Raw genomic sequence first — 17,215 nt, 5'->3', positions numbered from 1 at the left:
ACAGGTCTGTAATAGATACAGGCTTAAGCTTAATACGTCTAGAACCGACATTGAGCAAGCTTAGGTATGAAATTATACTAAGTGTTACGCTGGAAAGTGGAAGGAGACTTAAGGTTATGATCAAGCAAAACTTTAATGCAGATTGGGAATTCTCTTATCCTCTAGGGATCCTCACCATGGAGGATGGAAAAGGATTTCTGCCTGGTAAATCTGTGCATCTGCCCCATGATTACATGATCTTAACGGAACGCAGCGCGGATGTACCGGGCGGCTTCGGTTCTGGATATTTCGAGACTTCGGATATGGATTATGTTAAAAAGTTTGTAGCCCCTGCGGATTGGGCAAGCAAAAAAATATGGATTGAATTTGAAGGCGCTTACTCTAATGCAGTGGTATATTTGAACGGGCATTACCTTGGCAAACGGCCGTTTGGATACAGCCAATTCTGCATGGATCTGACACGTTACCTGAAAACTGGTGAAACTAATAAACTCAAGGTCGCCATCAAGAATGGTACCGGCATGAATTCGCGCTGGTATTCAGGTGCCGGGCTCTACAGGAACGTTAACCTCTACGTTACTGAGTACACGTATATACAGCTTGACGGAGTGAAGATCAGCACGCCTTCCATTGACCCGAATCTTGCTGAAGTGCTTGTGAACACGACTATTGTGAGTGAAGACCGCGGTTACCGGGAGCTGCGGATTCTTACCGAGCTGTATGATGCAGACGGTAACAAGCTGACATGGGACAGCACGCCTGTCACCATAGGCACCATGGAAACCCTGCAGGTCCGTCAACGAATGTATGTTGATAATCCGAGACTCTGGTCGCTGGAAGACCCGAATCTTTATTATTGCGTGACGAAGCTGATATCTGATGACAGCATTCTGGATGAGACAAGAAACCACTTTGGCATACGGAAACTTCAGTTTGACACCAAATACGGTTTTCGGCTCAACGGAACGCCAATTAAGCTCCGCGGAGGATGCTTTCATCATGACAACGGAGTGATCGGCGCTTGCGCATTTAACCGAGCGGAGGAACGAAAGGTAGAGCTGCACAAGGCAGCAGGTTTCAATGCACTGCGTTCCTCCCATAACCCTACCTCTCGCGCACTTCTGGATGCCTGCGACCGCTTGGGCATGTTGGTCATGGATGAAGCTTTTGACGTCTGGAACGTATCCAAAACCGATCATGACTACAGCCTATTTTTTGAAGAATGGTGGGCTAAAGACCTGCAGGCGATGGTGGACAAGGATTTCAACCATCCGTCAGTAATTATGTATTCCACAGGAAATGAAATTCCCGAACGGAACGGGTCATCCGCCGGTGCTGCATGGTCCCGCAAACTGGCCGAATTCGTCCGGTCCATCGATCCAACCCGGCCTATTTCGAACTCCCTATGCGGCGTTAACGGCCCGATAGACTATGCTTTTGATGATATGTTAAGGGATATGGCAAAAATCATGCAAAAGCTGAAAAATCAAAATGAAGGCGCTGCTTCTGGTTCTGAAGGAGTAAACAGTACGGAAGTTAACCCTTATTTCGATTTAACGGAAGAGTATGCCTCTACCATTGATATTATGGGTTATAACTACCTGCACAACCGTTGGGAAGCGGATGTTATGCGCTATCCGAACCGCTTGATCTGCGGCACGGAATCCATGCCTTCGCAAATTGCTGATATTTGGCGGTTGGTATCTAAATACCCTGCAATTCTCGGAGATTTCGCCTGGACCAGCATGGATTATATTGGTGAAACCGGCTGCGGCAAAATTGACTACGACAATAAGCCATCGGCCTCTATCTTCGGCGCCTGGCCGTGGATATTAGCGTACTGCGGCGATATCGACCTGATTGGTACACGCCGACCGCAATCCTATTACCGCGAGATTGTCTGGGGATTGCGTAAGGATCCTTATATTGCCGTTAGCAGGCCTGAACGCTTCGGTCACAAGCCTTCGGTTACCGCATGGAGCTGGACTGATGTAATCGAGAGCTGGAGCTTCCCCGGGTATGAAGCGACTCCCATTACTGTCGAAGTCTATGCCGATGCTGATGAAGTGGAACTTCTGAGAAATGATGTCTCCCTAGGAAAGCAGCCTGTAGGAAATACGGCTAACTTCAAGGCGGTTTTTGAAACCACCTATGAACCCGGTGAATTGTTGGCAATCGCATTTACTGAGGGAGCTGAGAGTGGGCGTATGGCACTGCGTACAGCCGGTACTCCACAAGCCATCCGGATTGAGGCTGATCGTACCACTATTAATGCCGGAGCGGAAGATCTCAGTTACTTGATGATTTCATTTATAGATGAATATGGTAACCTCCTTCCTTACATGAATCAGAAGGTCAAAGTTACAGTAAGTGGCGCGGGCAGTCTTCAGGGCAGCGGCAGCGGCAACCCGGTCTCAGACGAAAATTACTATGATGATGTGACCACAACCTTTGACGGTCGTATGCTTGCGGTTGTGCGATCCGGGCAAGAGCCTGGCAAGATTGTAGTAGTTGCAGAGAGTGAAGGCTTTGAACCGGTGAGCCTTGTATTAGACTGCCAAATAATTTAAAGCATACGTACAAATGCCCTGGTTGAACTCAAGATGGCTTTGAGCCATGTTATAACTCAATACACGTTCTACACTATTCTTCTATTATTTCATTTTTCAGTTCAATTATATAAGACAAGATTTCAGTCTTAACCTAAAAATTTCGTTTGTTAAAAAATCGACAGTTCATTTAAAAAGTGACCTGTCGTTTTTTTATTTAAAAAAGAGCAAAACGGTTCAAAACAAAGGCATTATCTTACTCATTTTTACATTTTAATACTTAAGTTGCCTTTTTTCGAGTTCATCCCCATTTTATTATTTGAAAGGAGATGAAATGATGCGAAATGGTAAAACTGATAAAGAAGCAGTAAAAAAGGCTTTTAGTAGTTATATAAAAACATGCTTACGACATTCCAGTAGAGATTATTTCAGAAAGATGATTTACTATTCCTCGCACACGACTCTGTTTGATGAAAAGAAAACACAATACAATAATCTCAGTGTTAATATCTATCTACCATCTTTATTGCAGGTTGAAGATAAACAAGCTATTTTACAGATTATTAAAGAACTTAAATTAAGTCCTGTAGAAAAGAAGATCTTGTTTCTAAAATATGTTAAGGACCAAACAGATACAGATATTGCTCACAGCCTCGGTATAACTAGACAAGCTGTGAGCAAAACCAAAGCTCATACTTTATTAAAAATTAAAAGACATTTTGAAATGCATTTTTAATTCCAAATTCGTGGAAATTAACCTTCACAAGGATGGGAGCCTAATGGATGAAATAGAGTTCTTGATTGAACTTGCTCAAAATGGCAATCGAGATGCCGAGGCTGAGTTGATCTTTAGATATCAACCATTAATCAATAAATATTCCCGATTTAATGGACAAGTTGATGAGGACTGTAAACAACATCTGACGATAGAGTTTATTTTGGCAATACGTCGATTTGATCTTGATCGTTATCGATTGTATCACTAGTGGGATATTTGAGCTAAACAGAAATGTTAATTCAATATAATATTCTTTACCTTACATTGGCTCACTACTACCGTGAGCCGTTTTACTTGACAGAAACCGCAATATTATAAAAAACTTCAAAACATTGAGTTGCCCTTGTTGTGGTTCTTCCCCATTTATATTTTAGGAGAAAAGCTAATAAGCGTAATCCGGCATGCCCTTTGACAATTCCATATTTCCTATACAGGCACATTCCTTTTGCCACTGCGATCAGCATGAGCGACAGAGCGGAAGCGCCAAGACGGTTTATAGAATGAACCTGAGCGATTTAGTGTCCGGCTCAAATCATCCTGTGGTAGGATGAATCGCGACGACCAGCATTTGGGATAATGATACTTCTGTCCGGCCAGCGTAACGGCATTGGGGGCAGCCTGCTCGGATGAGGGGGAATTTCAGTTTAAACTGAAGTTATGATGCTGTCTTACCCACAGCAGCCTGATATAGGTCTTTAATTTATCTAATGAAGTTTGAAATCCCAGTCTTTATTCCTACTCCTATAAACTTCAAGGAAGGGACTTTTTATTATGTCAAGCGATAAATTCAACGACTCAAAATTATTGTATTCTCTAATGTTTCAAGATTATCCTGACGTCGTCAATATTGAGCAAATGTGCACAATGCTTGGAGACATTAGTACCAAAACAGGTTACAAATTACTACTCGCTAATCGAATTCAGCATTTTAAAATTGGACGATCCTATCGAATCCCAAAATTCCAAATCATATCCTATCTCCACTCAATTATGAATCCTGATGAGCCCACTCCCTTCACCACTTTAAAGCATTGAATTAACAATATTACTATGTTATACTCAATGTGTCAATGGTGAGGAATAAGGGCTGCTAAACCAAGGAGGGAATTGGTTTATGATAGCAGGCCACCTACAAGAGAAAAAAGGGCTCTTTTATATTGTTTTGAACTGCAAAGATGAACAAGGTAGACGCAAACCGAAGTGGATTCCAACTGGCCTTCAAGTGAAGGGAAACAAGAAAAAAGCCGAGATTTTGTTACAAGAGGCAAGGAAGAATTTTGTAAATCCACTACAGGTTGAAGAAAAACGAGTTAAAGAACCTCAAGAACAAACAGATGGAAAAACAATACTTTTTGCTGATTTTATGGAACAGTGGCTGGAAATGATGAAATATCAAGTCGAAATCAGTACACATGCAGCTTATACTTTTGGAGTTAAAGGACGTATTGTTCCTTATTTCCGCGAGAAAGAAATAACTCTTCAGGAGCTTCATCCAAAGCACATTCATGATTTTTATCATCAAATGTTAACAACATATAAATTAAACTCAAATACCGTACAACACTTCCACGCTTATATTCGTCAGGCACTTCAATACGCCTTTAAACTGGATATGATTTTGAGTAATCCTGCTGATAAAGTAGAACGACCTAAGAAGGGACATTTTGTAGGCAATTTCTATGATGTTCAAGAATTAAACGAATTGTTCAAAGTTGTCAAAGGGGATCCTATAGAACTTGCTGTAATCTTAGCTTCGTTCTATGGATTACGCCGAGGTGAAATTGTAGGGCTCAAATGGAGTGCTATAAACTACCAAAGTCAGAGACTGACCATTCGGCACACCGTCATTCCAGTTTCTTATGGAGGCAAGCAAATCATTGTTGAAAAAGATAGGGCTAAAAATAAGTCCAGTCATCGTACAATGCCATTGGTTCCTGAATTTCTGAACTTGATGCAAAGATTACAGTATGAGCAGCAAAAAAATGTACGCCTCTATAAAAATTCTTACAACACTGATTATGCAGATTATGTATATGTAGATAAATTAGGTGAACGAATTAAACCAAACTACATTTCGCAACATTTTCCTATTCTCCTGAAAAAACATGGCTTACGCCGAATACGGTTCCATGATCTTCGACATAGCTGTGCAAGTCTGATGTTGGCATATGGTGTAAGCATGAAAGAAATTCAAGAATGGCTGGGTCACAGTCACTTCTCAACAACAGCCAATATTTATGCTCATTTGGATTACAGCTCGAAGATTTCATCTGCACAGGTTATGAGCAGTAAATTAAAAATTCCACAAAAATAAAAAACAGATTCCCATTGGCAAGATGCCAATATAAGAATCTGTGAAAGTTAGGTGTGATGCGGTCGAGAGGACTCGAACCTCCACGGTATTGCTACCACACGGACCTGAACCGTGCGCGTCTGCCAATTCCGCCACGACCGCATAATTTGCTCTCAATATGTTCCTCAGAAAACGGAAAGAACTACAGGAGAGAACTTAAAATCATTACTTTAGAAAAACCGCATAACCACAATACTTCCGGGTCAAAATCCTCGACTTACGCACAAGTACCTGAAGCCAGCGCGTCTGCCAATTCCGCCATGACCGCATATTCTAATGACTTGCTTGCGCAGTCACAAGATAGATCATATCATCTGAAGATAAGAAAGTCAACAATATTTCCGTAATTATTTTATTACATAAATTTTTGGTTAAATATTGCTTTTATTTGTGAATACGCTGTATAATGAGAACAAAGGTTCGCATACTATAAATGAGGTGATTTATATGGCGACTACCAAGAAAACTCCACTATATACCCCAACAATCCCAGAAGATATAACCAAAGACGAAAAGTCCCTTGTCAGAAGCTATTTGCTGCTAACGTTCATTCATAAAGTATTTGAACGCGATTGCCGGGTCATCGGCAAGAGCGGATTGTTCAAGACCCCACAGCTGTATATGGAGCTGGTATCCGGCGCAACCAAGAAGACTTCGCTTATGCTCCAGGAGGTTACCCGTGAGCTTACTTCCCATCATCTGAAGATCACCACTATCCGCCAGGATCAACGGGGAGTAGAAGCCGAGTATTCCTGCCGGGGTTATGTTGGCGAGATGAATATCCCATGGCCTGGATTCCGTAATGAAATGATGCTGCGCATGCGCGCCTATCTCGGTCTGGCACCTGAGCTTACTGTTCTCCCCCGGGAAGATACTGTGGAACAGATGGCGTTATCCATATAAGACCTGTACTTATCATAAGTAACAGCCCCCTCCGCTATGGAGGGGGCTGTTCTTGCTAGGTTTATACATTATACGTTCTCCGGCTCTTGTCTAGGTTCGGCAAAGGGCTGGAATATATAGTTGCGGTCAAGCTTCACTACCCGTTTATTGGGACGGCGTATCATCACCTGAGACTCGTCCCAGGCGAGCACAATACCTTTTACATCATTGCTCTCCAAAGCGTCGCGTACAACGCGGATCTTCTCTCCGGAAACCCGGTAGGCATCCAGCTGTTCGTCACTAATCATGAAGGTCAAATCTCCTTTCCATACATTCTTGCCTGATCTATCCGTGAAAAAGACCCAAATGAGTAATCATTCGGGTCTAGTTACATGCGGATCTATCTTTATATCGTATGAAGTTCTATATCAGTGCTTCATTCTTCTCAAACCAGAAGTCAAGAACTTTAGCGGACATCACACGTTGTTCCAAATATTCTACCTGATGATCAGTGAATGTCTGTCTCCAGTTGAAAGACAGTTCTTCACACAAACTTGTGATCGTCAAAAGTTCAGACCAAGCGACGTAACGTTTGTACCAGAAAAACTGAGGATGTTCAATCATATAGGGATACAGATCGTCGAATTCCGTATGTTTGCAATCCAGCGCACGCTCGAAGTGATCCTTGGCCTCGGTTAGTTTATCAATAAAAAATTGCTCTGTCACCGGTTCTTTCCCCATTGTGACGCCTCCTCTCTCATGTCTAAATTTTATTATAAAGGAAAACTTATAGAGTGAAAAGCAGTTGTTTTTAAAATAGGCTAAGTTCCTATAATTGTCACCCTTTATTCGTCAAAGACAATGGTTCCTTCACTAAGAGACATAATCCGGACAAGGGACTCCAGTCGGATACCCTGCTCCCGGATGGTTCTGGCCCCTGCCTGAAAGCTTTTCTCCACCACTACACCAAGTCCGACCAGTTCGGCACCGGATCGCTGAATGATTTTGATAAGACCGCGTGCGGCGTCGCCATTTGCGATAATATCGTCAATGAACAGCACCTTGTCATCCGCAGATATAAATTGACGGGATAGCATGATGTCTGTAACAATGCCTTTGGTGAACGAAGGCACTCTCTCACACAGCGCATCCGGATCAGCTAACAGCGTTTTTTTGCGGCGGGCAAATACCAGCGGCACCTTCATTTCGTAAGCGGTGGCAAATGCCACGGCAATACCCGAGGATTCCACGGTAACCACACGTGTAACTCCAGCATCAGCAAATCTCCCGGCAAACTCCCGTCCCATTTCCATCGTCAGCATAGGATCAACCTGGTGGTTGAGCAGTGCATCCAGCTTCAGTACCTGGTCTGAAAGGACGACCCCTTCCTGCAAAATCCGTTGTTTCAATAATTCCATGACTATGAACCTCCATTACCCTTTATAATTCCAGACGTTCCACAATAATGACCGTATTTAAGCACTAGGCGGAAGTCATGTCCTTCTGCTCATCATCATAACCTGTACTATATGGACTGCACAAGGCTATCCTTTGGCACAGCCATTTTTATCTTCGCAGCACAATTAAGGAGGGGAGCCATGAAATCCCATGTCCGTACTCTGCAAATCGCTTTTACCTATATTGGCACCATCGTAGGTGCCGGATTCGCCACCGGTCAGGAAATCCTGCGGTTCTTCACAAGATATGGTCACTGGGCAGTACTGACCATTCTGCTATCCACCGCTCTGTTCATCTGGCTCGGTACCAAAATGATGATCATCAGCCGGCGCATTGAAGCAGGTTCTTATGAGGATTTCAACCGCCATCTCTTCGGTGAACGTGTGGGCAAAAGCATCAGCCTGTTCACGATGATCATCCTGATCGGCGTTAACAGTATTATGCTGGCCGGGGCAGGAGCTATTTTTCAGGAGCATCTCGGATTGCCCTATCAGGCAGGACTTTTGCTTACAATCCTCGGGTCTTACCTGCTCCTGAAGCGCGGGATTTCAGGTATCCTGCAGATCAACAGCCTGGTCGTACCGTTAATGCTTACTCTGTCGCTAATTATTATTTTTAATACGCTGGGCGTGCCGGGTGCAGAACGGTTTTTGTTTCTACCTACGGATCACAGCTCATTTAGCGCTTGGATGTCTCCCCTGCTCTACACCGCATTCAATTTGGGCATGGCCCAAGCGGTACTGGTACCGCTGGCCCGGCATACGAATGATGAGACGGCTCTACTGAGAGGTGGAATTCTCGGGGGGATTGGCATCGGCTTCATGCTGCTGGCCGCACATTTCGCCATGAGCTCGCAGATGCCGGGCATTCTTCAGTTCGAGATTCCGATGGGCAGCATCGCGGTCCGTCTCGGGCCAGTGGTGCAGGGGATCTATCTGCTGCTGATATTCATGGAGATATTCAGCACCTTTGTGGCAGATATTTATGGCGTTGGCGCACAGCTTCAGCAGCGTCTGCCTATCGCTCCCTCCCTAGTGACCCCTCTCCTCATGTTAATCTGCTATGTGTTCAGTCAGTTTGGCTTCAGCTCGCTGCTCTCTATTTTTTACCCCATCTTCGGTGCCGTATCACTGGTATGGGTCGTGATGCTGCTCCGCACCCCAATGTCGCCGCCTCCGCGAAACGACGATCCCCCTTCCACGGATGGCAAAGGGATCACGGTCATTGCCGTTAAGCCAGTGATTAGGTTTACACGGAAATAGCAGGTGAAGCGGGTGAGCCTTTCAAAGGTGTTTCTTACTTTTGATGCGCCGAGTGACACTGCCGTAATGACCTTATCAGGCACACCTTCACTTGTCTCGCTATGAAATCCAGACTACTGTGCTCTAGACGGAGATCACCGAGGCGGCGGGAACGATCCGGGATACCGCTTCAGCCACATGTCTGTGGCAGGTCATCATGATGATCTGCCGGGTTGCAGACAGCTCACCGAGCAGGTTAAGCGCGGCATGCAGCCGTTGTTCATCGAAATTAACGAACAAATCATCGAACAGCAGAGGAAGGTTCGCCTGCTGCGTCATCGTCTCCGCAAGGGCTAAACGGATGGCCAGGTACAATTGCTCCGCCGTACCACGGCTTAGCAGACCGCTTTCCAGAAGCCCCATGCTCTTGTGTTCCGCTTTCAGTTCTTTGTTACCCACAGTCATCACTACCCGCTGATACTCCCCCTCCGTAAGTCTTGCGAAATATTCAGAGGCAAGTCGCAGTACCTGCGGCTGCTTTTCCTGTTCATAGATACGGCGAGTTCTGCCAATCAGCTCTGCAGTAAGTGCGGTCACCGCATATTGGCCTGCAATTCCTCTCAGCGCCGCACGTTGTTCTTCAAGCTGCTGAGGGACTGAATCCTCCATTCCCCGCTCCTTCAAGTATTCCCGCTCTTGCAGCAATTTACCGCGATGCTGAAGCAAGGCATTCCGTTCTTCCTCTATGCGTACCGCAGTCTCTTCGGCAGCATTCCTGGCCTGCTCCAGAGCATACGAATCGTTATGCTCCAGATGTGTCAATAGCTCAGCAGCGGATTGATTCTCCCAGCCTCCGAACATGGCGAGCTCCCATTGACGGATCAATTTTGTCAGCTCGATGCGCCGCTGCACAGCCGATGACCGGCGCAGAAAATCCTCAGGGTCCTTAGCACCGCCTTCTTGCAGGAGTTCGCCGGAGCGTCGTGACAAATCCTCCAGTTCCCTTTTGCTCACCGCCAGCTCTTCCAGCAATTCCTGCAGCCGTGCATTCATCCCTTCCCGGCGATGCATCTCAACCTGCAGCAAATCCCAATCCCGCTTAGCCAGCTCCAGCCAGCTGAGGAGAGATAGACCTCCTGCTTCAATCTCTTGCGGAAGTGAACGGGCGCTATTACGTGGACTTCCATGATCCCATTCTGAGATTGAAACCGAATCTAATTCCTTCAGAGAACCGCTGCTTGACGAAAAATCCCCGTGATCGGAGTCAGCAGGCGCCTCCCCCTCCTCTTCAGCCACGTTCACCTGCTCTGCCCGGCTCTCAATCATCAGCGCCATCACTTCCTGCTCAAATGCTGAGCACTCCGATTCCAATGTCCTCAGTCGCATGGTTAGTTTGTGCTCCTGACGCAGCAGCTCGTTGCCCTGATCCACCGACGCAAAAATATCCGGCAGTCCTTCTGGTGACAGCCCTTCAGGCAGCTTGCGTTCATGGAGCCACTGCTCATAACGTTCGTTCAGCTCAGTGAATTCCGCCTCGGCATGTTCCAGTTCTGCGGCGAGCGCACGCTCCTGACCCGAAAGTGAATCCATCTCTACCTGACAGGACTCATGTTCAGCAACCAGCCTGTCAACACGCTGCCGCCATGCGTTCCAAGCCTCCATGAGCCTGCGAAGCTCTTTCATTCCAGCCTCCAGCCCGCTTGCATCAGGGCTGGCGCCTTCCGCCGGCCGCCGTCCCAGCCGGCCGCCCCCGCTCTCCGGCTCCGCGCCGGAGAGCAACAGCCCGCGCAGCCGCCGCATCTCCGCTGCGGCTGCACTGCCCGCCCCGCCGTGCTCCGGCGGGGAAGTGTCTGCCCTACGCGCGGAGCGCAGGGCAGACCACAGGGCCAGGTCCGCTGCGGCCAGCAGGCCGAGCGCGGCCCAGGCGCTGACCGGCGGAGCACCGGTCAGCCATAGGGCTGGCGGCAGCAGCAGCGTGAGCGCTGCGCCCGCCAGCAGGAGGCGCCGGTAGCGCTGCGCCCGGCGCCCGTTCGCGCCGCTGCCTGCGGCGGCGCGGCCGCGCAGCGGCTCCCCGCCGAGCTGCGCTTCGCGCCAGCGCTCGGCAGCCAGCTGCAGCTCGTCCCAGAGCTGCAGCAGTTCACGCGGGCTTCGCGCAGCAAGGCCCGCAAAATCAGCGGCGCCGGCGGCGTTCTCGCGCGCCAGGGCCCGTTCTGCCGCCTGCAGCGAAGCGGCGGCAGCCGCGAGGCGGGAGCGCAGCGTCTGCCGCTCCGCTTCACGGGCTTCCATGCGGCGGTCATACGCACTGAATCCCGCCGCAAAGCGCCGTGCGGCTTCGCGATCCGCCGCCGCTGCTGAGAACCCAGCCAATTCGGTTGTGCCCCAACCTGTACCGATTCCGCGCAAAACCCGTTCCAAATGCCCCTCTAACGCCTCTTTTTCTACTGCAAGGCGTTTCGCTTCTGCTTTCTTGTCCTCGTAGCTGCTGAGGCGGCGGTCCAGTGCTTCAAGACGCGGTCCTTGCGACTGAAGACGCGCGTCTGGAAGGTTCTTCGCCAATTCTGCGGCAAGCTCGCTGTACTGCCGCTGAAGACGGAATACCGTTGCTTCAGCACTCCGTAAATCGGACTCCAGCGACTGCCAGCGGGCAGCACCATTCTCCGGAAAAGAAAGAATCACCGGAAGCTCTGCAAGCTCCAGCCGGGCTTCACTCCACTTTAGCCACACCTCACGAATCTCCTGGGCTTTACGTGTCAGGATCAGTCTTGCGGCTACCGACCTGCGACCTTCCTCCAACTGTGCCAATTGCAGCTCGGCTGCTTCCAGCGCAGCGCTGTTCTGATTATAGCGCGGCAGATACAACCGGCTCTCGGCGGCTTCCCTCTCCAGCTTTTCAATGGACTGCAAGATTTTGGCTGCCTCCTGCACCTTGCCGCGCGGCTTGTACAGCTTATCGGCATCCTGCTGCAGGCGACGTTCCGCCCGCATAATTTCACCGCCGCCTCCCATCCCTGCATGAAAGAGATAGCTGCTCATTTCCTCGGATTGCAGAGCACCAAGCTCTTGAAGCTCATCAAGCGAGACCGCAAATAACTGGCGGAACATGCTTCGTGAGATACCTCCGAGCAGACGCCGCTCCATTTCTGCCTGACTCTGTTCTTCGGTTATTCCGTCCGGATGGCTTACCGTGATGTGCAGCTTTTCACTTCTGCCTTGTCCCTCACCACCTGCCATATACCGCCGTATTCTCCACAGGGCACCTTCCCGGTCTCGTGCAACGAGCATACCGCCATGCTGTCCCCCTTGAGCAGGCTCATAGCGCTCCAGAGCATTAGCTCTCCCCGGAATACCAAAAAGCATGGCGCGGATGAACTGCAAGGTAGTGCTTTTACCGGCTTCATTACGTCCGTATAGTAGGCTTATACCGGTATCCAGCTTCAATTCCCGGTTGTGCAGGCGGCCGTAACCGCCAATTTGCAACTCCTCGATCCTCATCCAGCATTCCCCCGATCTTCCTGAAGAAGCCTTAATTCATCCTCATACACGAACTCCGAACCCGGTTCACGGGTACCGACTTTAGACCGAAATCCGCCTTGGGCACCCGTTCCCGGGTTCTCATCCATGCCGGCAAGCAGTGTAATTCCGAGCTCAGCCGCACTTCTCAGCCAGCCTAACTTTTCCTCTTGCGATACAGAAGCGAGCATACGGCGTAGTTCCCGGTTCTCCATTAGAGGCTTAAGCGCATGATCCACCAGTTCATCCAGCACATTTGAGGACTGTTCGCCGTCCCCGGCCAAACGCAGCATTTCACCAAGGAAGCTGTCCTCCTCAGCCAGACGATCCAGGTCAATGGCAAGGCCTGTTTCCAGCGCAAATCCTTCCGTCCACACCAGACCGGCGTACTCATTGCGCTCTGCACGTATAACCTCCCGCCGCTGCAGCTCAGCAAGCAGATCCTCCGCTGCGCCTTTTTCTGCCAATACTCTGTGTACAGCCCCTCGTCCGTTCAGCCTGATACGCACCACGGACATCCGTTCCGGATGCTCATCCCTGATCTCTTCAACTGTCCTTTCCACTGCCTCAGCCCACTGCGCTTCATCTTCCAGTCCTTCGATGGAGAGCTCCCGGACATGCCAGCGGACGGCATCCAATTCGTGAAACTGAAGAGCCACCTGACCTTCCTGATTCACATCTACGACATAACATCCCTTAGGTCCAGTCTCTTTGATACTGCGTCCCTGTATATTTCCGGGATATACAATAGGCGGCTGCTCATGCAAAATGCTGCGTTTATGTATATGTCCAAGAGCCCAATAGTCGTAACCCCGGCCAATCAGATCCTTACGGCTGCAGGGAGAATAGGTCTCATGCTGCAGATCTCCATCGACGTTTCCGTGCAAAAGAGCGATGTGGAACAGCTCACTTCCCGGCCGGCGTTTGAACTGCAGCGACGTGTTCTCCGTCACTTTGGCTGTGGGATAGGATATTCCACTGACTACAGCCACTTCCTGACCGTCACTGCGTCTTGAGGCAATAGCTTGTCCCGGTTCCCCGCTGCCAAATACAGTTACATGTACCGGAGGCTCAGACGAGAGACGGGGTCCATCAAGAGGATCATGATTGCCATGAATCAGGAATACAGCGATACCATGTCTGCCCAGCTCCTGAAGCGCCTCCTGAAAGCGCAGCTGACCCTGTAGTGAAGCGTCCGAGACATCATAGACATCCCCGCTAATGACCACAAAATCCACCTTTTCCTGAACAGCTACGCCAACAAGCCGCCCGAGGGCGGCGAAGGTGGACTCCCTCAAATAGGAGCGGATAGCCTGCGGAAGCTGTGCCAGACCGGAAAAACGGCTATCCAAATGCAGGTCTGCGGCATGCAGAAAACGAAAAGGAATCATAACCTCACCCTTTCAATCCCGGCTGATACTGCAGATACGTTTTTTTGAGCTCATTGGCTACACGTGTTAAGGAATACAAGCTTTTGGCTTTATCCCAGGCTGAACGCGACAGCTCGTAACGATAGCCCGGATCGGTGATCACCTTTTCCAGAGCATCGGCCAGGGCCATCTCATCATCGGGATCAACCAGCAGTCCGTTTACCCCGTCTTCAATCTGTTCCGGAATTCCGCCTACATTGGTCCCTACCAGCGCCAGACAGCTGAGTGCTGCCTCTGCAAATACCGACCCGAAGGCTTCCGCCCGCGACGGCAGCACAAAAATATCAAAAAACGGCATGAATTCTTCCGGGTGCAGTGTATAACCATAAAAGATAGTTTCATTATAAATGCCAAGATTCTGCGCCAGCAGCTCTAGCTCCCCACGGCAGGGACCATCTCCAATAATATGCAGCACATATTCATGATTGCGTTTTTTGAGCTCGGCGCAAGCCCTGAACAACGTATCGATTCCTTTTGCAGGTACGAGACGGGTTACGGTTACCAACTGCGGAATGTCGTTATCATGCGGCACCGGCTTGAATCTTTTCTCGTCAAAACCGTTAGGAATGACTCCAATGCCGTCTGGCCGGTCAATATAGGGAGCCAAATATTCGGCAAAAGAGCGTGACACGGTCATCAACCGTTCACTGACATGCTCCAGCTCCCGGTAAATCGAGACGAGGAATTGATGCTCCAGACCACCTTCCATAATCGCACCATTCAGGATCAGCTCACGTTCGTAGCTGGAATGCAAGGTCTGAATAAGCGGGATCTCAGGATAAATTTTTTTCATCGCCAAGCCTGCAATCGGATGATGGGCATGGATCAGGTCATATTTTTTGGTCATACGCAGCTTGGTCCACCATATATAATCCCTGTAAGTTTGAATATATTTTTGCACAACAGGACTTTCGCCATAAAGAGTCCAGTCAAAGGTTTCAAAAGTGATTTCTTCGCGGCCTTTGCCCCGGATGCGCTTAGGCAGCCAGAACAAATCCATCTCCCAGCGGCTGGAACGAAACCGTTCTTGTAGATAAGGGATCATAGAAGATACACCACCGGGTTGTTCCGGAGGGAAGAATAGCGCTTGCAGCAAGTTCATAAGGCACATCCCCTTTACAATTGCCCTGTATACGGTGAGACCCGGCAATTATGATATAGTTATATATGTAGATTTACAGGTACGCTTAGGTCCCATACCTTGATTTTATCGGTATCCACCTGAAACAGCAACTAAGAAGAACCCGAAACTATTCTGAGATTTAACAAGAGGAGAAATGATGTATGAATGAAGAACGGCTGCCCGCTGCTTTTACTGACAGCATTAGAGAGATGCTGGGACAGGAAGCGGACGCTTTTCTGGAGAGTTACACTGCGCGGCGGACCCAGGGTCTGCGGTTCAACACGCTAAAAAGCACTACCGCCTCAGGCAACGCGGCTGCTGAGCATGCAAAGAATCAATTTGGACTGACCCCCGTGCCCTGGTGCTCTTCGGGATATTATTACGAGGAACCTTCACGGCCGGGACGGCATGCATATCATGCCGCCGGATTATATTATATTCAGGAGCCCTCTGCAATGTCCGCAGCCGAACTGCTGGCACCCCTGCCGGGTGAAATTGTACTCGACCTAGCCGCCGCACCAGGAGGCAAGACCACCCACATCGCTGCACTCATGAAGGGACAGGGCCTGCTCATCTCCAATGAGATTCACCCGGAACGTGCCAAAATACTTGCGGAAAATGTGGAACGCCTAGGCATCCCCCATGCCGTTGTAACCAGCGCTGCTCCGGGAGAATTGTCCCGCCGGTTCCCGGAGGCTTTTGACCGGATTATGCTGGATGCTCCTTGCTCAGGAGAAGGTATGTTCCGCAAAGACCCCGCAGCCATCGGCGAATGGTCCCCGGAGCACGTAGAGATGTGTGCGGCCAGGCAATGGGATATCCTGCAGGATGCCTATATTATGCTGAAGCCCGGGGGCAGTCTGGCCTACTCCACCTGCACCTTTAACCGCAAAGAGAATGAAGACACCATATCGCGTTTACTGAATAACTATCCTGATATGGAACTAGTGGAAGAGAAACGTCTGTGGCCTCATCTGGAAAAAGGCGAAGGCCATTTCGTCGCCTTACTCCGTAAGGCGGCCTCCGAAGAAGCTGCCCCTAGCCGCAGTAAACGCGGCAGTGGTAAGGGTAAAAGCGGATCCAAGCTGCCTTCGTCTGTCCGCGATGCCTATCAGCAATTTATGAACTGGGCGGCTGATGAGCTGCCGGGATTTACCGGTCAAGGTGTGCCACTGCTCTTCGGTGAATCGCTCTATCTGCTCCCGGAAGCGTTCAACACCAGCTTGCACACAGGGCTCTTGGATGGTCTGAAGGTACCCCGTGCAGGACTGCATATTGCGCATCTCAAGAAAAACCGCATTGAACCGGCACACGCCCTGGCTATGACACTTCAGCCCGAACAGGCTTCACGCTGTTACGATCTGGCAGCAGGCAGTCTGGAACTTCAGGCCTGGCTGCGCGGCGAAGGTCTTCCTGTCCCCCCCGAGCTGCACGGATGGACGCTGGTAACCGTGGGCGGACTGCCTGTAAGTTGGGGTAAAGCCAGCTCCGGACAGCTGAAGAACCATCTCCCTAAGGGGCTGCGTATACTTAAATCCCAGAATGATGAGGAATAGACGGCCGGTCCGTTCAGTCCAAGCTATAATGGCAAATAAACTTTAAGACAGATAATAACAAAAGCATGTCCACTGGAAAAAAACTCAGCTGGACATGCTTTTTCTTATTACCGCAACAACACATTAGCCTCCGGCTTGATACCTTCTACCAGCCCTGGCTCAGGTAGGTGGCAATATAGCCGGAGACTTGGACAAGTGGGAGTGGCGAATTACAAGAAAAAAGGAGGATACAAACAGGCCAGTCCGATGATTATGTTCGAGTCTGTAAAATATATTGTGTAAACTCTCAAACCCATTAAAATGGAAGTAAGAGAAAGGTTGGGGAGAGCACATGG

Annotated in this window: 13 protein-coding genes and 1 tRNA gene; 7 read left to right on the top strand and 7 right to left on the bottom strand. The window is 49.2% G+C overall.

All coding sequences use genetic code 11. The features are described 5' to 3' along the window. The first annotated feature begins 116 nt into the window (after window positions 1-116). The 4 genes from AC0MA3_RS11460 to AC0MA3_RS11445 all read left to right on the top strand — a co-directional run bounded on the left by AC0MA3_RS11460 (window position 117) and on the right by AC0MA3_RS11445 (window position 5,641). The gene (locus tag AC0MA3_RS11460) at window positions 117-2,570 is read left to right on the top strand and encodes a glycoside hydrolase family 2 TIM barrel-domain containing protein (RefSeq protein ID WP_474656264.1); all 2,454 of its coding nucleotides are present in this window, start codon (window positions 117-119) and stop codon (window positions 2,568-2,570) included. A 316-nt stretch (window positions 2,571-2,886) separates the two neighbouring features. Continuing rightward, window positions 2,887-3,285, top strand: a complete 399-nt coding sequence (locus AC0MA3_RS11455; protein ID WP_474656263.1) for a sigma-70 family RNA polymerase sigma factor — start codon at window positions 2,887-2,889, stop codon at window positions 3,283-3,285. 43 nt (window positions 3,286-3,328) lie between these two features. After that, window positions 3,329-3,535: a helix-turn-helix domain-containing protein gene (locus tag AC0MA3_RS11450; RefSeq protein ID WP_474656262.1), complete on the top strand. Its 207-nt coding sequence runs from the start codon at window positions 3,329-3,331 to the stop codon at window positions 3,533-3,535. A gap of 906 nt (window positions 3,536-4,441) precedes the next feature. Continuing rightward, the gene (locus tag AC0MA3_RS11445; RefSeq protein WP_474656261.1) at window positions 4,442-5,641 is read left to right on the top strand and encodes a site-specific integrase; all 1,200 of its coding nucleotides are present in this window, start codon (window positions 4,442-4,444) and stop codon (window positions 5,639-5,641) included. Window positions 5,642-5,698: 57 nt separating this feature from the next. Here the strand turns inward: AC0MA3_RS11445 and AC0MA3_RS11440 are convergent. Continuing rightward, window positions 5,699-5,782 (bottom strand) — tRNA-Leu (locus AC0MA3_RS11440). Between the two features lie 345 nt (window positions 5,783-6,127). Between AC0MA3_RS11440 and AC0MA3_RS11435 the strand changes: the two genes are divergently transcribed. Then, complete coding sequence (locus tag AC0MA3_RS11435; protein WP_379153702.1) at window positions 6,128-6,583, top strand: YhjD family protein; 456 nt, start codon at window positions 6,128-6,130, stop codon at window positions 6,581-6,583. 68 nt (window positions 6,584-6,651) lie between these two features. Here AC0MA3_RS11435 and AC0MA3_RS11430 read toward each other — a convergent pair whose 3' ends face one another. The 3 genes from AC0MA3_RS11430 to AC0MA3_RS11420 all read right to left on the bottom strand — a co-directional run bounded on the left by AC0MA3_RS11430 (window position 6,652) and on the right by AC0MA3_RS11420 (window position 7,980). After that, window positions 6,652-6,870, bottom strand: coding sequence for a hypothetical protein (locus AC0MA3_RS11430; RefSeq protein ID WP_474656260.1), 219 nt, complete (start codon window positions 6,868-6,870; stop codon window positions 6,652-6,654). Between the two features lie 115 nt (window positions 6,871-6,985). Beyond that, window positions 6,986-7,303: a hypothetical protein gene (locus AC0MA3_RS11425; RefSeq protein ID WP_379153706.1), complete on the bottom strand. Its 318-nt coding sequence runs from the start codon at window positions 7,301-7,303 to the stop codon at window positions 6,986-6,988. Window positions 7,304-7,407: 104 nt separating this feature from the next. Then, a complete protein-coding gene (locus tag AC0MA3_RS11420; RefSeq protein ID WP_074085100.1) occupies window positions 7,408-7,980 on the bottom strand; it encodes a xanthine phosphoribosyltransferase in 573 nt (190 codons plus the stop codon). 180 nt (window positions 7,981-8,160) lie between these two features. On the opposite strand from AC0MA3_RS11420, the gene AC0MA3_RS11415 reads away from it, so the two are divergent. Further along, window positions 8,161-9,282 carry a YkvI family membrane protein gene (locus AC0MA3_RS11415; protein WP_474656259.1) on the top strand — a complete coding sequence of 374 codons (1,122 nt, stop codon included), beginning with the start codon at window positions 8,161-8,163 and terminating at the stop codon, window positions 9,280-9,282. A gap of 123 nt (window positions 9,283-9,405) precedes the next feature. Here the strand turns inward: AC0MA3_RS11415 and AC0MA3_RS11410 are convergent, their stop codons facing one another. Genes AC0MA3_RS11410 through AC0MA3_RS11400 form a run of 3 tightly spaced genes read right to left on the bottom strand, consistent with a single transcriptional unit; the run spans window position 9,406 to window position 15,303 of the window. Continuing rightward, a complete protein-coding gene (locus AC0MA3_RS11410; RefSeq protein WP_474656258.1) occupies window positions 9,406-12,753 on the bottom strand; it encodes an AAA family ATPase in 3,348 nt (1,115 codons plus the stop codon). Beyond that, complete coding sequence (locus AC0MA3_RS11405; protein WP_474656257.1) at window positions 12,750-14,162, bottom strand: metallophosphoesterase family protein; 1,413 nt, start codon at window positions 14,160-14,162, stop codon at window positions 12,750-12,752. The genes AC0MA3_RS11410 and AC0MA3_RS11405 overlap by 4 nt, the downstream gene beginning before the upstream one ends. Before the next feature lie 4 nt (window positions 14,163-14,166). Then, window positions 14,167-15,303: a glycosyltransferase family 4 protein gene (locus tag AC0MA3_RS11400; protein ID WP_379153716.1), complete on the bottom strand. Its 1,137-nt coding sequence runs from the start codon at window positions 15,301-15,303 to the stop codon at window positions 14,167-14,169. A gap of 182 nt (window positions 15,304-15,485) precedes the next feature. Between AC0MA3_RS11400 and AC0MA3_RS11395 the strand changes: the two genes are divergently transcribed. Further along, entirely contained in the window at window positions 15,486-16,880 is a 1,395-nt protein-coding gene (locus AC0MA3_RS11395; protein ID WP_474656256.1) for an RsmB/NOP family class I SAM-dependent RNA methyltransferase, read from the top strand. Window positions 16,881-17,215: the final 335 nt, after the last annotated feature.

This window comes from Paenibacillus sp. LS-5, assembly GCF_056121505.1.
The sequence above is the reverse complement of the archived record's forward strand: the minus strand, read 5'-3'. Positions and strand labels throughout refer to the sequence as shown.